The organism is Couchioplanes caeruleus (assembly GCF_023499255.1).
Taxonomy (GTDB): Bacteria; Actinomycetota; Actinomycetes; order Mycobacteriales; family Micromonosporaceae; genus Actinoplanes; species Actinoplanes caeruleus_A.
The window spans coordinates 7,945,749-7,964,219 of record NZ_CP092183.1; the positions used below are offsets into that span (position 1 = coordinate 7,945,749).

General features: G+C 71.2%; 18 protein-coding genes. 6 read left to right on the forward strand and 12 right to left on the reverse strand.

Features of this window, described 5'->3' with window-relative positions; genetic code table 11:
- Nucleotides 1–101: 101 nt before the first annotated feature.
- Nucleotides 102–1,904, forward strand: coding sequence for a glycoside hydrolase family 15 protein (locus COUCH_RS36690; protein WP_249609722.1), 1,803 nt, complete (start codon nt 102–104; stop codon nt 1,902–1,904).
- A gap of 3 nt (nt 1,905–1,907) precedes the next feature.
- Here COUCH_RS36690 and COUCH_RS36695 read toward each other — a convergent pair whose 3' ends face one another.
- Nucleotides 1,908–2,843 carry a sporulation protein gene (locus COUCH_RS36695; protein WP_249609723.1) on the reverse strand — a complete coding sequence of 312 codons (936 nt, stop codon included), beginning with the start codon at nt 2,841–2,843 and terminating at the stop codon, nt 1,908–1,910.
- Between the two features lie 13 nt (nt 2,844–2,856).
- Nucleotides 2,857–4,167, reverse strand: coding sequence for a hemolysin family protein (locus COUCH_RS36700; RefSeq protein ID WP_249609724.1), 1,311 nt, complete (start codon nt 4,165–4,167; stop codon nt 2,857–2,859).
- Nucleotides 4,168–4,514: 347 nt separating this feature from the next.
- On the opposite strand from COUCH_RS36700, the gene COUCH_RS36705 reads away from it, so the two are divergent.
- Complete coding sequence (locus COUCH_RS36705; protein WP_249609725.1) at nt 4,515–5,927, forward strand: AAA family ATPase; 1,413 nt, start codon at nt 4,515–4,517, stop codon at nt 5,925–5,927.
- A complete protein-coding gene (locus tag COUCH_RS36710; protein WP_249609726.1) occupies nt 5,924–6,511 on the forward strand; it encodes a hypothetical protein in 588 nt (195 codons plus the stop codon). Before COUCH_RS36705 ends, COUCH_RS36710 begins: the two co-directional genes overlap by 4 nt.
- A 119-nt stretch (nt 6,512–6,630) precedes the next feature.
- Here the strand turns inward: COUCH_RS36710 and ptsP are convergent, their stop codons facing one another.
- The 6 genes from ptsP to COUCH_RS36740 are packed head-to-tail and all read right to left on the reverse strand — an operon-like array spanning nt 6,631 to nt 11,112.
- On the reverse strand, nt 6,631–8,256 hold the full coding sequence (gene ptsP / locus COUCH_RS36715) for a phosphoenolpyruvate--protein phosphotransferase (protein ID WP_249609727.1): 1,626 nt from the start codon (nt 8,254–8,256) through the stop codon (nt 6,631–6,633).
- Entirely contained in the window at nt 8,249–8,521 is a 273-nt protein-coding gene (locus tag COUCH_RS36720) for an HPr family phosphocarrier protein (protein WP_249609728.1), read from the reverse strand. Before COUCH_RS36720 ends, ptsP begins: the two co-directional genes overlap by 8 nt.
- Entirely contained in the window at nt 8,518–8,964 is a 447-nt protein-coding gene (locus tag COUCH_RS36725; RefSeq protein WP_249609729.1) for a PTS sugar transporter subunit IIA, read from the reverse strand. Before COUCH_RS36725 ends, COUCH_RS36720 begins: the two co-directional genes overlap by 4 nt.
- Nucleotides 8,961–9,713: a magnesium transporter MgtE N-terminal domain-containing protein gene (locus COUCH_RS36730; protein ID WP_249609730.1), complete on the reverse strand. Its 753-nt coding sequence runs from the start codon at nt 9,711–9,713 to the stop codon at nt 8,961–8,963. Before COUCH_RS36730 ends, COUCH_RS36725 begins: the two co-directional genes overlap by 4 nt.
- 14 nt (nt 9,714–9,727) lie before the next feature.
- Nucleotides 9,728–10,048, reverse strand: coding sequence for a PTS lactose transporter subunit IIB (locus COUCH_RS36735; protein WP_249609731.1), 321 nt, complete (start codon nt 10,046–10,048; stop codon nt 9,728–9,730).
- Nucleotides 10,045–11,112 carry a PTS transporter subunit EIIC gene (locus COUCH_RS36740; RefSeq protein ID WP_430640856.1) on the reverse strand — a complete coding sequence of 356 codons (1,068 nt, stop codon included), beginning with the start codon at nt 11,110–11,112 and terminating at the stop codon, nt 10,045–10,047. Before COUCH_RS36740 ends, COUCH_RS36735 begins: the two co-directional genes overlap by 4 nt.
- A 340-nt stretch (nt 11,113–11,452) precedes the next feature.
- Between COUCH_RS36740 and COUCH_RS36745 the strand changes: the two genes are divergently transcribed.
- The 3 genes from COUCH_RS36745 to COUCH_RS36755 are packed head-to-tail and all read left to right on the forward strand — an operon-like array spanning nt 11,453 to nt 14,175.
- Nucleotides 11,453–11,980, forward strand: coding sequence for a SigE family RNA polymerase sigma factor (locus COUCH_RS36745; RefSeq protein WP_249609732.1), 528 nt, complete (start codon nt 11,453–11,455; stop codon nt 11,978–11,980).
- Complete coding sequence (locus COUCH_RS36750) at nt 11,977–13,137, forward strand: TolB family protein (RefSeq protein WP_249609733.1); 1,161 nt, start codon at nt 11,977–11,979, stop codon at nt 13,135–13,137. The genes COUCH_RS36745 and COUCH_RS36750 overlap by 4 nt, the downstream gene beginning before the upstream one ends.
- Before the next feature lie 18 nt (nt 13,138–13,155).
- On the forward strand, nt 13,156–14,175 hold the full coding sequence (locus tag COUCH_RS36755) for a lysylphosphatidylglycerol synthase transmembrane domain-containing protein (RefSeq protein ID WP_249609734.1): 1,020 nt from the start codon (nt 13,156–13,158) through the stop codon (nt 14,173–14,175).
- On the opposite strand, the gene COUCH_RS36760 is transcribed toward COUCH_RS36755, so the two are convergent.
- From COUCH_RS36760 to COUCH_RS36775, 4 genes are all read right to left on the reverse strand, one after another.
- Nucleotides 14,138–14,878: a tetratricopeptide repeat protein gene (locus tag COUCH_RS36760; RefSeq protein WP_249609735.1), complete on the reverse strand. Its 741-nt coding sequence runs from the start codon at nt 14,876–14,878 to the stop codon at nt 14,138–14,140. The genes COUCH_RS36755 and COUCH_RS36760 overlap by 38 nt on opposite strands.
- Before the next feature lie 86 nt (nt 14,879–14,964).
- Nucleotides 14,965–15,918, reverse strand: coding sequence for a cyclase family protein (locus COUCH_RS36765; protein ID WP_249609736.1), 954 nt, complete (start codon nt 15,916–15,918; stop codon nt 14,965–14,967).
- Between the two features lie 17 nt (nt 15,919–15,935).
- Nucleotides 15,936–16,523: a TMEM165/GDT1 family protein gene (locus COUCH_RS36770; RefSeq protein ID WP_249609737.1), complete on the reverse strand. Its 588-nt coding sequence runs from the start codon at nt 16,521–16,523 to the stop codon at nt 15,936–15,938.
- 265 nt (nt 16,524–16,788) lie between these two features.
- Entirely contained in the window at nt 16,789–18,378 is a 1,590-nt protein-coding gene (locus COUCH_RS36775; protein ID WP_249609738.1) for an alpha/beta hydrolase, read from the reverse strand.
- Nucleotides 18,379–18,471: the final 93 nt, after the last annotated feature.

Sequence of the window (18,471 nt, forward strand, 5' to 3'; positions counted from 1 at the left end):
ACCGGTGCCCGCCCGACGCTACCCGCGGGCCGGTCGTCATAGGGACGACCTGGCGAAGCCGGATGTGACAGTCGGCCGCGGTCCGGGTACGTAAGCGGGTCATGGCCCTGCCCATCGAGGACTACGCGATCATCGCCGACACGCAGACCGCCGCGCTGGTCGGGCGGGACGGATCGATCGACTGGCTGTGCGTGCCGAGGTTCGACTCGGGCGCGATCTTCGCCGCGCTGCTCGGCACCGAGGAGAACGGGCACTGGACGATCGCGCCCGCCGGGGAGGCGACCGCCGTACGCCGCCGGTACCGCGACGACACGCTGGTGCTGGAGACCGAGTTCGAGACCGCCGACGGGGTGGTACGGCTCATCGACTTCATGCCGCCACGCGGGGAAGCGCCCGACGTGGTGCGCATCGTGGAGGGCGTACGCGGCACGGTGCCGATGCAGATGAACCTGCGGCTGCGCTTCGACTACGGCCACGTCGTCCCGTGGGTGTACCGGGAGAACGGCGACCTCGTGGCCGTCGCCGGCCCGGACGCGGCGTGGCTGCGGACGCCCGTGGAGACCCGCGGCGAGAACATGTCCACCCGCGCCGACTTCACCGTGTCGGCCGGCGACCGTACGCCCTTCGTGCTGACCTGGCGTCCCTCGCACCTGCCGCCGCCCGAGCCGATCGACGCACTGCACGAGCTCGGCGCCACCGAGGGCTACTGGCGCGGCTGGGTGTCCGCGTGCACGTACGAGGGCGAGTGGCGCGATGCCGTGGTGCGGTCGCTGCTGACGCTCAAGGCACTCACGTACGCGCCCACCGGTGGCATCGTCGCCGCGGCCACCACCTCGCTGCCCGAGAAGCTCGGCGGCGTCCGCAACTGGGACTACCGCTTCTGCTGGCTGCGCGACGCCACGATCACCCTGCAGTCGCTGCTGTATTCCGGCTTCCAGAGCGAGGCGAAGGCGTGGCGCAAGTGGCTGCTGCGGGCCATCGCGGGCGACCCCTCCGAGCTGCAGATCATGTACGGCGTGGCCGGCGAGCGCCGCCTCGACGAGTACATCGCCGACTGGCTGACCGGCTACGACGGCAACCCCGTCCGGATCGGCAACGCCGCCGCCGAGCAGTTCCAGCTGGACGTCTACGGCGAGGTCATGGACGCGCTGCACCAGGACCGGCGCGCGGGCCTGCGGACAAACGACAACGCATGGGGCCTGCAGGTCAAGCTGATGGAGTTCGTGGAGCAGCACTGGACCGAGCCGGACGAGGGCATCTGGGAGGTACGCGGCGACCCCCAGCACTTCGTGCACTCGAAGCTGATGGCGTGGGTGGCCGCGGACCGGGCGGTGAAGGCCGTCGAGGACTTCGGCCTCGACGGTCCGGTGAAGCGGTGGCGCAAGCTGCGCGATGACATCCGCGACGACATCCTGACCAAGGGGTACGACAAGAAGCGCCGCACCTTCACCCAGTTCTACGGCTCCGAGGAGCTGGACGCCGCGCTGCTCATGGTGCCGCTGGTCGGCTTCCTGCCGGCGACCGACGAGCGCGTCGTGGGCACGGTCGAGGCCATCGAGCGCGAATTGCTGAAGGACGGCTTCGTCCAGCGGTACACCCAGCACCCGGACACCGATGTGGACGGGCTGCCGCCGGGCGAGGGCGCATTCCTCGCCTGCACGTTCTGGCTGGCCGACAACTACGCGCTGATGGGACGGCCGGAGGAGGCGCGCGAGGTGTTCGAACGCCTGCTGGCCCTGCGCAACGACGTCGGGCTGCTCTCCGAGGAGTACGACACCGGCGCACGGCGGCTCGTGGGGAACTTCCCGCAGGCCTTCAGCCACGTGCCGCTGATCGACACCGCCCGTACCCTCACGGACGCGCTGGCCGCCAGCGAGGCGCGCGCCCGTGAGGGCCTCAAGTGAACGTCAGTCCTCGCCCTCGAACTCGTCGAACACCTCGTCGATGACCTCGCCGGCGAGGAACCCCGCGGCCATGCCGCCGGCGACGCCCGCCACCATGCCGCCCATGCCCGGGCCGTGATGGCCGTGGCCGTGGCCATGCCCGTGGCCGTACCCCGGCACGGCTTGATAGTGGGTGAGCGCCTGGCGGACCCAGCCGTCGACGACCTGCGCCCAGTCGGTGGTGTCGGCGTCGGCGTGCGGGACGGTGTAGCGGCCGTACGAGTCGTGGCTCCCGCTGAACATGCCGCCGCGCTTGTCGAACTCCAGCACCACCTCGACGGTGTGCGGGTTCGTCACGAAGGTCAGCTCGACCTCGTTGATGGCGTGCGCGTACTGGGCCGGCGGGTAGTACTCGATCTCCTGGAAGAACGGGAGCGTCTGGTGCACGCCGGCGATCTGGCCGTACTCCAGGTCGGCGTGCTTGAACTGGAAGCCCAGCCGGGCGAACGCCTCGAGGATGCGCTCCTGGATCGGCAGCGGGTGCACGGCGATGAGGTCCAGGTCGCCCTTGTCGACGGCCCTGGCCACGGCCACCTCCGTCCGCACGCCCAACGTCATCCCGCGCAGGTGCCGGCCGTAGACCGCGGTGACCGGGGTCTCCCACGGCACCACGATCTCGAACGGCACCGAGACCTGCTCACCCTCGGCCAGCCGCATCGGGCCGCTGACCGTGGCGCGGAAGAACTCGCCGGTGGCGCCGTACTCCCCGCTGCCGCCCTCGACCTCGACCCGGGCGACCAGCGCCAGCCCGATGTGCTCGATCTGGACGTCATGGCTGCCGCCGGTCAGGTTCACGTGCCCGGTCAGCGGCGCCCCCGGCCGCGTGTCCGGACTCGTCAGCACGGTGTCGACACTCGGGCCGCCCACACCGAAGGCGCCCAGCATCCGCTTCAGGCCCACGACTCTCCCTACCTCAGGACTGTTCAGGTCGGGCAGAAGCTAACAAGTCCGGCTGAGCAGATCCTGGGAGCGGGCGCAGCCGCACGGCGGTGATCGCCCGCCCGGTGACCTCGGTGACCTCGGCGGTGTGCCCGTCCAGCGTCACGGTCTCGCCCGGCTCGGTCGGTATGTGCCCCAGCAGCGACAGCACCAGCCCGGCCACGGTGGTGAATCCACCCTCGGCCGTCTCCACGTCCACGCCGATGTCGGGCAGGTCGTGGATCGGGAAGGTGCCGGGCAGCAGCATCGCGCCGTCGTCCTCGTGCACGACCGCGCGGACGTCCCGGTCGGTCTCGTCGTAGATCTCGCCGACGACCTCCTCGACCAGATCCTCCATGGTGACGATGCCGCCCGCCGACCCGTGCTCGTCCACCACCAGGGCGAGCTGACCGCGCTGCTGGCGCATCTGCCGCATCGCGTCGGACACCTTCAAGGTGCCGGGCAGGTACAGCGGCTGGAACACGACCCCGATGACCGGCCCCTCGGCGTCGACAAGGTCGCGCAGGTGGACGACGCCGAGCACGTCGTCGAGGCCCAGCGGGCCGGTGACCGGCGCCCGCGAGTGCCCCGCCTCCACCAGCTTGCGCAACGCCTCGTCGGCCCGCAGCACCGCCGGCAGCGTGAACACGTCCCTCCGCGGTACGAAGATCTCCCGCAGCGTCCGGTCCGCGATCTCGAAGGCGCCGCTGATGATCGTGCGCTGCTCGGCGGAGAAGTTCTCCTGCACCGCGACCATGTCGCGGATCTCCTCGCTGCTCACCTCCTCGCGGCCGGCGTCCGGGTCGCCGCCGGCGAGCCGGACGACCAGGTCGGTCGCCTTGCCGAGCAGCCACACCGCGGGCCGGGTGAACCCGGCCAGCACGTCCAGCGGCCGTGCCACGGCGAGCGCCCACCCCTCGGCCCGCTGCATCGCCACCCGCTTCGGCGCCAGCTCCCCCACCACCAGCGTGAAGAACGTCAGCACGATGGTGACCAGCACGATCGCCGCCGGCCCCGCGGCGCCGCCGAGAAAACCCAGCGGTCCGACCAACGGCTGCGCCAGTGACACGGCCGCGGCCGCGGAGGCGAGGAAGCCGGCCAGCGTGATACCGATCTGGATGGTGGCCAGAAACCGGTTCGGGTCCCGAGCGAGCCGAGCCAGCCGTACGCCCGTCCGCGATTCCCGCTCCAGCCGCTGCAACTGGCTCTCCCGCAGTGACACCAGCGCCATCTCGCTGCCGGCGAAAACCGCATTCAGCAGCACCAGGACCACGACGAGCGCGACCTGCCAGCCATAACCACCCATCCGCGCCCCTTACCCAGAACCCGCCACCCTCAGACCCGGGCACTTTCGATCTGCGGGGTGGTCGACTTTCGCTTTGCGCGGCGTCCGGCTTTCGATCTGCGGACCGGCTCGGCCGCTTCAGAACCTGGTCACGGCGGCGCGGGCGGTAGCCGGGTCGACAGCTGCGAGCGCTCGCGACTCGGCGTTACAGCGATCAAGCCCATATCGAACCGAGGGCTCGATGCAAGCCCGCGGCCTCTACTTGCTCTCCTGGCAACCATCCCTCCCGGCAACCGGCCACAGATGCCGACCGCTGACCTTGACGCCGCCCTGGCGGTACGCTGCCCACGCAGCCACGAGGAGAAATGATGCTTACACGCCTGGAAGTGGACGGCTTCAAGAATCTTCTGGATTTGAAGATAGAGCTTGGGGCGTTCACCTGCATTGCAGGGCCAAACGGCACTGGCAAATCTAACGTGTTCGACGCTATTCAGTTCTTGAGTTTACTCTCCGACATGCCCATGATGGATGCAGCCCAACAAGTAAGAGGCGTCCACGGCGAGCGGATCGGCGACCCTCGAGACCTTTTCTGGAATGGCTACGAGTCGAAGAGTCCAAGGATCCGGTTCGCAGCAGAGATGATCGTGCCCAGGCAAGTCGAAGATGACTTCGGGCGGATAGCCAAGCCGACAATCTCTTTCCTCAGATATGAACTGGAGATTGGTTATCAAGCACCATCAGGCGCAGAGAGGATTGGCCGCCTGCGTCTTCTGAAAGAAGCTTTACGACACATCAATATCGGCGATGCTCCATCACGCCTTCGTTTTCCACACAGCGCCGCACATTTTCGCTCTGCCGTCTTGCAGGGCCGCCGCAGTGGAACCGCCTTCATCTCTACATCTGAGGAACAGGGCGAGCCGGTAATCAGCATCCACCAGGACGGCGGAAGTCGTGGAAAGCCACGGCCTTCTGCGGCGTCCAGAGCGCCTGGCACCGTGGTCAGCACGGTAACAGGAAGTGACGACCCCACTATCCTGGCAACTCGGAGGGAGATGCAGTCTTGGCGGCGTCTCGCTCTGGAGCCGTCCGCCCTTCGGACTTCGGACCGCTATGTCGATCCACGATACATGGAATCTGACGGCAGGCACCTTCCCGGCGCCCTGTATCGAATTGCGACATCTGAAACGAGCGGAGATTCCCAGCGGGTGTATTCGCGAGTCGCCAACCGACTAGCAGAACTGACTGGAGTTTCGGTCGGTGGGATCGATGTGGTTGCCGACGACGTTCGAGAACTCCTCACTGTCTACTTACGGGAGCGCTCAGGGCTTCGGCTGCCTGCGCGCAGTCTCTCCGAAGGGACCCTCCGGTTCCTCGCACTTTGCGTACTTCTCGAGGACCCAGGCGCAGAAGGTCTATTCTGCATGGAGGAACCGGAAAATGGTATCCACCCTGCAAACCTGCCTTCGATGGTCCGGCTGGTCGAGGAGTTGGCCGTTGACACGACGGAGGCGCCGGGGCTAGACAATCCTTTCCGGCAGGTCGTCATTAACACTCACTCCCCATTCGTTGTCCAGCTGGTAAGCCCGGACGACCTTTTGTTCGCATCTGTTGGCCCTCGGCGAACTCACGAGGGATCAGTATCGCCGGGATTGATTCTTAAACCTCTAGCCGGAACCTGGCGAGCCTCCCGCGACGCGAGCCCTTACACCAAAGCCGATATTTTGCCTTACCTCGTGTCTCCCCCTGGAGCACAGCTCACCGTTGACCTCGATGCCGCATGATCCATAGCTGCCTGTTCTTAGGCGAGGGTCCGAGCGATGAAGGGATCCAGGTTCATATCGCACGCATTGCAGCCCAGTGCGGCGTAGAGATTCAACTGACATCACCCAATTCGGAAATGCTACCCACACCAGACAAGACGATTGCTGGAAAACTGCGCGCTGTGAAGCAGTTGGGCGGGATCTACGAAGTTGTCTTCGTTCATCGCGACGCCGACGGCGCCGGCCGTGACGCGCGGCTGTCGGAAATCAGTATTGCAGTACGCGAGGTAACGCCAGGGTCGGCTCACGTACCGATCGTTCCGGTTCGCATGACTGAAGCATGGTTAATCCTGGATGAACCACTGATCAGAATCGTCGCCGGCAATCCCAACGGTCGAATCCCACTCGACATTCCGTCGGTACGGGAAGCTGAAAGAGTCGCTGACCCCAAGGCGTTGTTGAAAAACCTGATCCTGACTGCCTCCGAGACGACCGGTAGGCGGCGACGGAACCTTCAAGCGGCTCTCCCGCCCATAGAAGATTACTCGAAGAGTTGGATCCTCATGGCCCAGTTCAACGCCTCGACTCCTGGAGACTTTTCGTAGAGGACACCACAAACGCACTCTGTCGACTTAGCTCTGGATAACGTCAGCGTCACTACGCAATGCTTACGAGGCAAGGACCTCCGCATCGGCCCGGATCATCTGTCGGAGGTCCGGGCCGTTCAAAGCCTGGTCACGGCAGCGCGGGCGGCTGCCGGGTCGGCGGCCGCGAGCGCGCGCTGAGCCGCCTGCCGGCACTCCTCCAGCGTGTGCGCCGCGAGCGCCGCACGTACCGCCGGGACGGCCGGCGGTGACATGGACAGGCTGGTCACGCCGAGCCCGGCCAGCACCACCGCGAAGGCCGGGTCGGCCGCCGCCTCCCCGCACACCCCGACCGGGCGACCCACCGCCGCCCCGGCCGCCGCGCACAGCGCGATCAACGACAGCAACGCCGGTTGCCAGGGATCCAGCAGATCGGCCAGCTCGCCGCTGCGGCGGTCCGCGGCGAAGGCGTACTGGCTGAGGTCGTTGGTGCCGACGCTGAGGAAGTCGACGACCTGGAGGATCTCGGCGGAGCGGACCGCCGCGGCCGGGACCTCGATCATCACGCCGACGGTGGGCAGGCCGGCGTCGCGGCACAGGGCCGTGAACTGGGCGGCCTCCGAGACCGTCGTGACCATCGGCGCCATGACGGCGACCCGGGCGGTCGACGCGCGGGCCGCGGCGGCGATCGCGGCGATCTGGGTACGGAGGATGTCGGCGCGGCGGCGGGCGACCCGGAGGCCGCGGATGCCCAGGGCCGGGTTGGGTTCGTCGTGGTCGCGCAGGAACGGCAGCGGCTTGTCCGCACCGGCGTCCAGCGTCCGTACGATCACCTGCCGGCCCGGCATGGCCGCGAAGACCCCGGCGTACGCGTCGATCTGCTCGGCCGTCGTGGGCGGGTCGATGTGGTGCTGGAACAGCAGTTCGGTGCGGAAGAGGCCGACCCCCTCGACCGCCGCCCCGGCGAGCTCGGCCGCGCAGCCGATGTTGGCGAGCAGCGCGACGTGGTGGCCGTCGGCCGTACGCCCGCGCAGGTCGGCCGGCTCCTCGGGCGGCGCCGGCGGTTCCTCGGCCGGTGCCGTCACGGACCGCCCGACGGTGACCCGGCCGGCCGTGCCGTCCACGGTGACCACCGTGCCGTCGGCGATCTCCAGCGCCCCGCCGCAGGCCACGACCGTCGGCAGGCCGCGGGCCCGGGCGAGGATCGCGGTGTGGCTGACGAAGCTGCCGGCCGACGTGACGACGGCGAGCACCCGCGCCGGGTCGAGCAGCGCGGCGTCGGCGGGCGCCAGGTCGACGGCGACCAGCACGAACGGGCAGCCGGGCTCGGGCAACGCCGGCATCGGCAGCCCGAGGCAGTGCGCGACCATCCGATCGCGCAGGTCGTCGAGGTCGGCGGCGCGCGCGGCGAGCAGCCCGCCGGCCGCGAGCAGGGCCGCCCGGTGCTCGCCGAGGACGGACGCCACCGCGTGCGGCGCCTCGTGGCCCGCGCGTACGGCCATCGCCACCCCGTCGCGCAGCGTCCGGTCGCCGGCGAGGGCGGCCTGCACGCGCAGGATCTCCGCGGCCGTCTCGTCGGCCGCGACGGCCGCCCGGCGGCTGATGTCCCGGCAGACCGCGTCGATGGCGGCGTACGCCCGGTCCACCTCGGCGTCCGGGTCGGTGACCGGGCACGGCGCGGGCAGCCGGGGCGGGTCCGCCAGGCGGTACGCGGGGCCGGTGGCGGCGCCGGCGCTGGCGCCCAGCCCTCGCAGCAGGTCAGGCACCGGCGACGTCCAGGTCGGTGGCGAAGAGCCCGGCGAGGGTGTCGAGGGATTCGGCCGCACCCGGGCCGTGCGCCTCGAGGATGAGTTCCGTGCCGCAGAGCGCGCCGAGGCCGAGCAGGGCCAGCACGCTGTCGGCCGCGACGGCGGGACGGTCCAGGGTGCGTACGGTGACCGCCGCCGGAGCCAGCGCCGCGGCGACCGCGATCCGCGAGGCGGCACGCAGGTGCAGGCCGGCCCGCCCGGCCAGCAGGACCGAGCGGATCACAGGCCCTCCTGGCTCAGCATGGCCACGATCGTCTCCGCGTCGGTGGCCTCGCGCAGCTCCCGAGCCCGCTCCGGGTCGAGGAGGATCTGTGCGAGCGCGGCGAGCAGCGCGACGTGGCCGTCCCCGCGGGCGGCGATGGCCACGCACACCGTGACCGGGTGGCCGTCCCAGTCGACGCCGCCGGGGAAGCGCAGCACGACGAGGGAGTCGCGGCGCACCAGTGCGCGGGACTTGTCGAGGCCGTGCGGGATGGCCACACCCTCACCCAGGTACGTGGACATCGCCCACTCCCGGTCGAGCATCGCCTCGCGGTACGTGGGGTGCACCGCGCCGATCTCCTCGAGCACGTCGGCGCAGCGGTGCACGGCGGACTCCCGGTCGACGGCCGTCTCGTGCAGCCGGATCCCGCGCACCTCGAGCACGGGCCGCACGTTCGTCGTCATCCGGCAAGCCTCACGAGCGCACGTCCCAGCACGCCGTCATTGTCGTCGGGATCCCAGGTGACCACCAGGGCGGGTGTCCGTCCGTACCGCGGATCGGTCACCAGCTCACCCGTCGGCACGCTGGGCATCGCATTGGTCACGATGAGCAACCCGTGCACCTGCTGCGCGGCGAAGACCTCGTGGGCCGCGACCACGGCCGCCGGCTCCAGCGGCCCGCAGTCCACATAGCACAGCGAGACGCCGAAGAGCCGGTGGAAGACGCCGGCGAGCAGGTTGCTGCCGTAGTCGCCGGGCACCCACTGCAGGCCGGCGGCGGTGCGGCGCAGCGATTCGATGACCTTCTTCTCGTACGCGACCCGGCGCAGGTCGGACAGGCGCAGCGGGTCGAGCACGTCCACCAGCCGCCGGCGGTGCGGGCCGGGCATCGCGTCGAGCAGCATCGCCAGGTGCTCGGAGGTGACCCGGTCCAGCTGGGGCCGGGCGCGTACGGCCGGCAGGGCGGCCATCACCGCGGCCGCTTCCACCAGCGGCAGCAGGGCGAGCTCGGCGGCGAGCCGCGCGTCGTCGAGGTGGCCGAGCAGCGCCGCCCGCCTCTGCGGATCGGCGGCGATGAGCAGCTTGGCGATCAGCCGGCCGTCCATGGCGGCGAGCAGGGCGTCGATGCGGTCGCGGGGCATGGAGAGCAGCACGCCGACCGCGCGCTGCGGCGGCGAGGCGCCGAGCATGGCGACGACGTGTTGCGTCGGCATGGAGCCGAGCACGCTCAGCCTCCCGTGGTGCCGACGACCACGCCACCCTGCTTGACGGCGGTGACGACGCGGGCCACGGCGGGGTCGCCGAGGAACATCCGGAAGCCGACCACCACCGAGCCCGGGGCGCCGGCCCGGACCCGGTCGGCGAGGCCGGCCTGGCAGAGGACGACGTCGGCGTCCGCGGGAATGGACGCGATCGCGTGGTGCTCGATGGTGACGGGCGTCCTGCGCAGCTCGCGGCGGAGCTGGGCGGCGAGCATGACGCTGCTGCCCATCCCGGCGTCGCAGGCGACCACCAGTTTGCGGATGTCGCCGCCGTCGATGCTGCTCACATGCCCTCCTCGTCGCCGGCCAGCCGGCCGAAGCCGAGCAGCAGGGAGCCGACCACGAACGACACCCCGGCGGCCACCACGACGCCGGCCAGCACGCCGAAGTAGTCGCCGCGCGGGGTCTCGGCGAGGTAGGCGAAGATGCTGCCGGGCGACGGGGTGGCGACCAGGCCGGCCCCGGTCACCATGAACGTCAGGATCCCGGCGCCACCGCCGCAGACGGCCGCCAGGACCATGCTCGGCTTCATCAGCACGTACGGGAAATAGATCTCGTGGATGCCGCCGAGGAACTGGATGGCCATCGCGGCGGGCACGCTGGGCCGCAGCGACCGGGGCCCGAACAGCAGGTACGCCAGCAGGATCCCGAACCCGGGCCCGGGGTTGGTCTCCAGCATGAACAGGATCGACTTGCCGTTGTCGGACGACTCGGCGATGCCCAGCGGCCCGAGCACCCCGTGGTTGATGGCGTTGTTGAGGAACAGCACCTTGGCCGGCTCGATGAGCACCGCCGCCGCGGGCAGCAGATGATGCTGGACGAGGAACCGTACGCCGTCGCCGGCCGCCTCGGTGAACACGCGCATGACCGGGCCGATCGCGAGCACCCCGGCCAGCGCGGAGAGCGCGGCGACGATGCCGGCGGCGAAGTTGTCGACCAGCATCTCGAAGCCGGGGCGGATGCGGTCGGCGGTGAGGCCGTCGACCAGCTTGAGCACGTACGCGGTCAGCGGCCCCACGATCATCGCGCCGAAGAACATGGGCGCCTCGGAGCCCACCACGAGGCCCATCGTGGCGACCGCGCCGACCACCGCGCCGCGCTGGGCGTGGACCATGCGGCCGCCGGTGTATCCGATGAGGACCGGGAGCAGCACGTGCGACATCGGGTCGATGAGCGCGGCGAACTTCTCGTTCGGCAGCCAGCCCTTCTCGAAGAAGAGCGCCGTGATCAGACCCCAGGCGATGAAGGCGGCGATGTTCGGCATCACCATGCCGGCGAGGTAGCCGCCGAAGCGCTGCACGCGCGCCTTGACGCCGGTGTCCTGGGCAGCAGGCGCGTACAGCTCTGCCACGGCACAGCTCCTAACCGGAGGCCGCAGGGGGCGGGGAGGGGAGAGGTGCGTTTTTTGTACCGACGAGATCACCGACTGTCAATTGCCGGTGGGCAACGTTCCGGTATCCCCTGGCCGTTCGGACCGAGCGGAATCACCCGAAGGTCCCGTCGCCCGGCATCCGGCAGATCCGCGTCTACCTATGCGTACGCCGCGGGGGCCGGTACCGATAACGGGGGGTACCGGCCCCCGCACCTATGTGGACGGCACGGGAAGAAGTGACGTGGTGAGCGCTGACGCGGTGATTGACCGGCGGCTGTACGCTCACGGCTCTTTCCGGACGCCGATCGGAACACGGGGAATGACCGACGCGCGCGACGCCGCTTATGCGACCTTCGTCCGAGAGCGCTCGCACGCCCTGCTCCGCTCCGCGTACCTGCTCACCGGCGACCAGCACCTCGCCGAGGACCTCGTCCAGGAGGCCCTCGCGCGGACCCATCGGGCCTGGTCACGGCTGGAGCGCCCGGACCACGCCGAGGCGTACGCCCGCAAGGTCATGTATCACGCCCAGGTCTCCCTCTGGCGGCGGCCGAAGGTCGCCGAGGCGCTGCCCGGCGAGAACCTCGAACGGCACGGCGGCTCGACCGACGACCCGGCCGAGGCGACGGTCCGGCGCGTCGCCCTGCGCCGGGCCCTGCTGTCGCTGAGCCCGAAGCAGCGCGCCGTGGTGGTGCTGCGCTACTTCGAGGACCACACCGAGGCCGAGGCGGCGCAGATGCTCGGCATCTCGGTGAGCACGGTCAAGACCCAGTGCTCCCGCGCGCTCGACCGGCTCCGCGGCCTGGTGCCCGATCTGCGTTCGCTCGCCGATGTCGAGGGGCCCCGATGACCGGCCCCGGCCCGCTGCACGACTCGCTGAGCGAGCTTGCCGACTCGGTCCTCCCCATCGACCTCTACGAACGGTCGCTGCGGCGCTCGCGGCGCATCGGCCGCCGGGAGGCCGCGGTGGGCACCGGCGCCGCCGTGGTCGCCCTCGGACTGCTGGGCAGCGGGCTGTGGCAGATGCCGCAGCCGTCCGGCGATTCCTCCCCCCGCGGGGTCGCCGCCGCGCCGCTCAACCCCTCGCCGGGTGCGACCGGCGCGCCGCAGGGGGACGCCGGGCCGGCGCCGATCCAGTCGCTCACGCCGGGACGCACGACGTCCCGCCCGCACCGGCCGCGCCCTCAGGCGCCCGCTTCGACGAGGCCCCGGTCGACGTCGCTGGCCGCCCTGCCGGGCCAGGTGTTCTACCAGGACGCCGGCACGAAGGCCGACCTCGTACGGCTGACCCGGGACGGCGACCCACGCACCGTGCTGTCCGCCCCGTTCTCCGCGGTGGGCGTCTCGCCCGACGGTGCCCGGGTCGCGTACGTCACCGAGGGGCAGCTCATGGTGGTGGACACCGCGGGCGGGGAGCCGCAGCAGGTCTACGCGGGCACGGCCTCCGACGCGCAGGCGCCGGCCTGGTCCCCGGACGGCGGCCGGCTGCTGATCGACGCGACCGATCCCGGGGTGCTGGACGTGGCGACCGGCGCGCTCACCCCCCTGCCCACCGGCCTCGACGGCGAGCATTTCCGCTGGTCCGGCGACGGCACCACGCTCGTGTACGCGACGACCTCGTGCCGGCTCGAGGTCGCCGGCGTGAACGCCCAGACGGGCACGCCGGTGCCGGCCACCCAGGACACCGGCGGCGCGGCGGCCTGCCGGCCGGTCAGCGTGGACAGCACCGGCGACCTGGTGACCGTGCGGACGGAGCAGGCCGGCGCCGCGGACACCGACGCGCCCGCCGACGCGGTGCTGGACACCTCGACCGGCGAGACCGTCGACCTGCCGGTGCCCGGCACGGTCATCGGGGCGGTGTTCGACGCGCAGGGCAACCTGCTGGTCCGCTCGGTGCAGCGGGGCCGGACCCGGCTGTCCCTGTTCGACCCCGGCTTCACGCTGCTCCTGCGGGCGAAGGAGCCCGCCGCGCTGAAGGACCTGGATCTGGTCGCGTACACCCGCTGAGGGTGCGACGATCAAGGGATGCCCGAGACCACCCGGCCCCGGTTGCGCCGCGGACCCGTCGTGGCCGCGGTGGTGGTGCTCATCATCCTCGCCGAGCTGCTGATCGGCTGGCGCGCGCTCGTCGACGCGATGGTCCAGCTGCGGACACCGCACTGGAACTGGGTCGCCGGCGCCCTGGTCGCCGAGATCGCCTCGATGGGCAGCTACGCCCGGATGCAGCGGGCGCTGCTGCACGGTGCCGGGACGAAGGTGCGGATGCGCCGGCACGTCGCGCTGGCGTACGCGGCCCACTCGCTGAGCGTGACGCTGCCCGGCGGGCCGGTCTTCTCCACCACGTTCAACTTCCGGCAGATGCGCCGGTTCGGAGTCTCGTCGGCGGTGGCGTCCTGGTGCATCGCGCTCAGCGGGGTGCTCTCCGCGGGCGCGCTGGTGGTGATCGGCGCGGTCTTCGGCATCCTGACGCGCAGCACGGGCAGCTGGCGGACGCTGGTGCTGTACATGGGCGGGGCGCTGGTCGTGGCGCTGACCGTACGGTTCCTGGCACAGCACCCGGAATGGCTGATCAACCCCGCGCGGGCCCTGCTCAGCCGGGTCAACCGGCTGCGGCGCCGGCCCGCCGACACCGGGCACGCCCGGCTGGTGGGCTTCGTCGACCAGTTGCGCTCGGTGCGGGTCCGGCCGGGTCATTTCGCGTACGCGTCCCTGCTGGCCGTCGCGAACTGGCTGCTGGACGCGCTGTGCCTGTGGATGTGCTGCATCGCCGTGGGCGCGCACGACATCCGGCCCACGCAGCTGGTGATCGCGTACTGCGCGGGGATGGCGGCGGCCAGCGTGCCGATCGTGCCGGGCGGGCTGGGCGTGGTCGACGGCGCGCTCGTGCTCGGCCTGGTGGCCGGCGGCCTGACCAGCAGCTCCGCCGTCGCCGCCGTGGTGCTCTACCGGCTGATCAGCTTCGGCTTCATCATCGGGATGGGCTGGCTCGTCTGGCTGGTCCTGCGGTCTAGGGCAGGAACTCCTCGGGACGCGCTGGCCCGCTAGCCGCGCTGTCCTTACGCCCGAAGAGCTTCCAGCCGCGCTTCTTCTTCTCCGGCCCCCGCACGGCCTCGCCGTTCAGCACGGCCAGCCGGTGCTGCGCCACCGGGTTCTCCGGCTCCAGCTTCAGCGACACGAGGAAGGCCTGCCGCGCCTGGTCGGAGTGGCCGAGCGCGTCCAGCGCGACGCCGTGGGTGAAGTAGTAGTGCGCCTCGTTGGGGTCGAGCCCCACGGCCGTACGGGCGGCCTGCTCGGCGTCCGCGTACTGCCGGTCGGCGGCGAGCAGCGACCAGGCGACCCGGTCGTGCCACAGCGGGTTCTTCGGGTCGGCGATGACCGCCCGGTACGCCATCGTGACGGCCTCCTCGTGCCGTCCGAGCAGCGTGAGCGCCCGGCTCGCGATCGCCAGCGGCCGCGGGTCCTCGGGCGCCAGGTCGACGGCCCGGTTGGCGGCGTCGAGCGCCTTGTCGACCTCGTCGAGCACCAGCCGGATCCGGGCCATGAGGATCCAGCCGGCCGCGGACCGCGGGTCGGCCGCGAGGATCGGCTCGAGGTGCTGGGCCGCGGCGCCCGGGTCGACCCGTTCGAACAGGGCGGCGGCGCGAGCCACGCCGAGCTCGGTGGGGCTGCTCAGACCCGCCTGCTTCTCCCCCGCCGCCTGCTGCCGGGCCCGGTCCGGGGCGGCACGCGCCGCGTCGACGTCGGTCATCGCGGCTGCCGGGCCGGGGAGAAGTCAAAGGTCACACGGGCATCATCGGCAGATTCGCGGCCGTTCTGAGCGGCTTTGCGCGAAAATCACCCGGCGGTCGGCTGCCACCCGCCGGACGTGCGGTGGTCATGCGGCTCGAGCTCCGGCACGGTCGCGTACGCCCGGACCGGGAACGTGCCGAAGCCCGACACCCGGGGCGGCGCGGCGGTGAAGCGGGCGCCGGTGGGCGGCAGGTCCGCCAGGCCGGTCAGGTGCTCGACGACCGGGATGCCCGCCGCGAGCAGCAGGGTGTGCGCCGGCCGCGCGCCACCCCCCGCCGGGGAGGCGTCGTCGATGTTGACCGCGTCGATGCCGACCAGCGCCGCACCGTGATCCACCAGCCACCGGGCGCCGGCCTCGGTGAGGAAGGGCGCGTCTTCCGCGTACGCCGGGGTGCCCCAGTGTGCGTCCCCACCGGTGTGCAGCAGTACCGCGTGACCCGCCACGGTCAGGTGCTCCAGGGCGTCCACGCCGACGCCGCGGGCACCGCCGACCGCCCGGACCACGACCGCGGGGAGGCCGGCGAGGCGTTCCAGCGGCAGGCCCGCCAGGTCGGTGCCGTCGGCGTACCGGTGGAACGGGCTGTCCAGGTAGGTGCCCGTGTTCCCGACCATGGAGATGCGGTCGATCGCGAACTCGGTGCCCTCGGCGTAGACGCCACGGGACGCCTCCCGGGTGAGGTGCGGGGTGATCTCCGGCGCCGGCAGCCCGGGGTACGTGATCGTCCCGGCGCCGATCACGTGGCTGAGCTCCACGAACCGGGTGCGCGGCTCGGACGGCCCGCCCGGGGTGCCGAGGTGCGGCTCGGCGAAGATCCGGACGCCGGACAGCTCGACGCGGTCGACCATCAGCAGCCGGCAGGCCGTGACGAACAGCGACGCGATCTCCGGCTCCGTGACGTCGGCGTGCGGGACGTCCACCCGGAAACCCTGGGCCTGCAGCCCGCCGCCGTTACGGAACGTCACAACGGCGTCAAACTCGGCACGGTACTGCAGCGGCACGTCCGCCCCCTCCCGGATCAGGTCAGCTCGGTGAGCGCCTCGACGATGAGCCAGACGCCGAAGATAGCGAAGAGCGCGGCCGCGCCGTACTTGATGGCCTTCTCCGGCAGGTGCCGGCCGAGCAGCCGGCCGACGAGGATCGCCAGCGCGTCGGCGGCGACCATGCCCACGGTCGAGCCGAGCCACGTGCCGAACCAGCCGTACGTGGTGGCCAGCGTGATGGTCGCGAGCATGGTCTTGTCGCCCAGCTCGGCCAGGAAGAACGCGCCGCCGACGGCGAGGATCGCGGAGCCGGTGGACCGCTCGGCCTTGGTCTTCTCGTCATCGGTGAGCTTGTCGCCGCGCAGCGTCCACGCGCCGAAGGCGAGGAACGCCAGCCCGGCCACCAGGGAGATCCAACTGGTGGGCAGCGTGGCGCCCAGGCCGTAGCCGATGCCGACGGAGACCAGGTGGACGACCGCGGTGGCCACGGTGATGCCGATGAGCACCGGCAGCGGCTTGAACCGGGTGGCGAAGGTCAGGGCCATGAGCTGCGACTTGTCGCCGAGCTCGGCCACGAAGATGACGGCGAAGCTGACCGCCGTCGCGACGAGGAAACCGTCCATGGGACGTGCAACTCCCGGTGTGTTCGGACCGGGGCGTGGGCGCGGGGCGACCTCGACCCGGCCAGCTGGAATGGCCAAGTCGAAGGTCTCGCTCGCCCCGGCGGACCGGGGCCGCGTGGCCGGATCCCGGACCCTCTCGGGCACCGTGGATCAGCATGTCGACCACGACGTTGGGAGCTACTCCCCTTCGCGCGGACCAGCCTACCCGGCGGGCGCGGCCTCCGGCACCGGAAGGTGACGAAGGCCGCCCCACCGAAGCGTCAGCTCACCGGAGGGTGACGAGGTTCTGCAGCTCCAGCCGGGTGAGCGAACCACCGCGCTCGGCCCGCTTCGCCCGCGCGGCCGACGGGTCGGGCTGCGGCAGCGGCTCACACTGCTTGTCGGACGTGTTGGACTTCAGCCGCTTGGGCAGCTTGCCCGTGGCGAGGTACGCGGCGATCGTGTCGTCGACGCAGGCGTTGCCGAAGAGCGAACCGGCGTGGGTCGTCCCGCCGACCCCCTCCACCAGCACCGACCGCGGGAACCGCTTGCGCACCTCGAGGCTGCCCGCGTACGGCGTCGCGGCGTCCAGCGTCTCGTTGATCAGCAGCACCGGCGGCGCCTTCGCCCCGGTCACGGCGACCGGCTTGCCGGCCTTCGCGCCCCAGCTCAGGCAGGGCGCGTTGTACCAGGCGTTGCCCCAGGTCTCGAAGGGTGCCCGGGCGTGCACCCGCCAGTTGTCCGTACGCCATTTCTGCCAGGAGGTCGGCCACTGCACGTCCGTGCACTGCACGGCGAGGTACACGGCGTACCCGTTGTCGGCGCCGTCCTCCTGCGGGCTGCCCTGGTCGTACAGGGCCTTGAGCGGCTGCGGGTCGCGGTCGTTCACCCAGGCGGCGAACGCGGAGGCGACCGCCTCCCAGCCGAACACGTAGTAGCCGGCCTGCAGGAACACGTCGGTCAGCTCGGCCGGGCCGATCACACCCGCCGCGGGCTTCGCGGTGAGGCGCGCCTGCTCGCGGTAGAACAGCCGCTCGACTGCCGTGCCGGTGGTGCCGAGGCCGTACACGTCGTCGTGCCGCGCCAGCCAGCCGAAGTAGATCCTGATGTTGCGGTCGAACGCGACGTCCTGATCGAGGTTCGCGTCGTACCAGACCCGGCCCGGGTTCACCACGCCGTCGAGGACCATCCGGCGGACCCGGTCCGGGTGCAGGGTGGCGTAGACCTGACCCAGGTACGTCCCGTACGAGAAGCCGTAGAAGTTGATCTGCTCAGCGCCCAGCGCGGCCCGCAGGCTGTCCATGTCGGCCACGGTGTCGGTGGTCCGCAGGTGGTCGAGGAGCGCGCCGCCCGCCCGGTCACACGCGGCGGCGTAGCCCTTGGCCCGGGCGAGCCAGGCCTTCTCGATCGCGGCGGTGGTGGGCACGTACGACGGCCGGTCGTAGCCGAGGTAGTCGCCGTCGCACGCCAGCGCCGGCTTGCTGTCGCCCACCCCGCGCGGGTCGAAGCCGATCCAGTCGTACGCGGCCCCGGCGTTGCCCGGCACGTACTCGCCGAGCACCGACAGGGTCAGTCCGGAGCCGCCCGGCCCGCCGGGGTTGACCAGCATGACGCCCTGGTACTTGTCATCGGGCACGGTGTGGCGTACGCGCGACACGGCCAGCTTGATCTGCTTGCCCCCGGGGTGGGCGTGGTCGAGCGGCACGCTGAGGTAGCCGCAGTCGGCCCCGCGCAGCCGCAGGCCGGGGTTCTCACACGCGTGCCAGGCGATCGCGGGATACCCGGGGGCGCCCCGGCCGGGTGCGGCGCCGGCGGCCGCGGCGGCACCGCTCAGCACCAGGCCGATCGTGGCGGCGGTCGCCAGAAGTCTTCTCATGCGTAGCCCTTCGTGTGGATTCGCACCATATGCTCCGGCGTGGAGCGGCCGATGAGCACCGTCCACGCCGGGGGCACCACGAAAGAGCCGGTT

Bases quoted from the DNA above. Each gene is read 5' to 3' on its own strand.
- COUCH_RS36710 (WP_249609726.1), top strand. From the start codon at position 5,924: ATGATCCATAGCTGCCTGTTCTTAGGCGAGGGTCCGAGCGATGAAGGG.
- COUCH_RS36755 (WP_249609734.1), top strand. From the start codon at position 13,156: ATGCCCGAGACCACCCGGCCCCGGTTGCGCCGCGGACCCGTCGTGGCC.
- COUCH_RS36730 (WP_249609730.1), bottom strand. From the start codon at position 9,713: ATGCCGACGCAACACGTCGTCGCCATGCTCGGCGCCTCGCCGCCGCAG.
- COUCH_RS36775 (WP_249609738.1), bottom strand. From the start codon at position 18,378: ATGAGAAGACTTCTGGCGACCGCCGCCACGATCGGCCTGGTGCTGAGC.
- COUCH_RS36690 (WP_249609722.1), top strand. From the start codon at position 102: ATGGCCCTGCCCATCGAGGACTACGCGATCATCGCCGACACGCAGACC.
- COUCH_RS36725 (WP_249609729.1), bottom strand. From the start codon at position 8,964: ATGACGACGAACGTGCGGCCCGTGCTCGAGGTGCGCGGGATCCGGCTG.
- COUCH_RS36745 (WP_249609732.1), top strand. From the start codon at position 11,453: ATGACCGACGCGCGCGACGCCGCTTATGCGACCTTCGTCCGAGAGCGC.
- COUCH_RS36760 (WP_249609735.1), bottom strand. From the start codon at position 14,878: ATGACCGACGTCGACGCGGCGCGTGCCGCCCCGGACCGGGCCCGGCAG.
- COUCH_RS36700 (WP_249609724.1), bottom strand. From the start codon at position 4,167: ATGGGTGGTTATGGCTGGCAGGTCGCGCTCGTCGTGGTCCTGGTGCTG.
- COUCH_RS36750 (WP_249609733.1), top strand. From the start codon at position 11,977: ATGACCGGCCCCGGCCCGCTGCACGACTCGCTGAGCGAGCTTGCCGAC.
- COUCH_RS36770 (WP_249609737.1), bottom strand. From the start codon at position 16,523: ATGGACGGTTTCCTCGTCGCGACGGCGGTCAGCTTCGCCGTCATCTTC.
- COUCH_RS36705 (WP_249609725.1), top strand. From the start codon at position 4,515: ATGCTTACACGCCTGGAAGTGGACGGCTTCAAGAATCTTCTGGATTTG.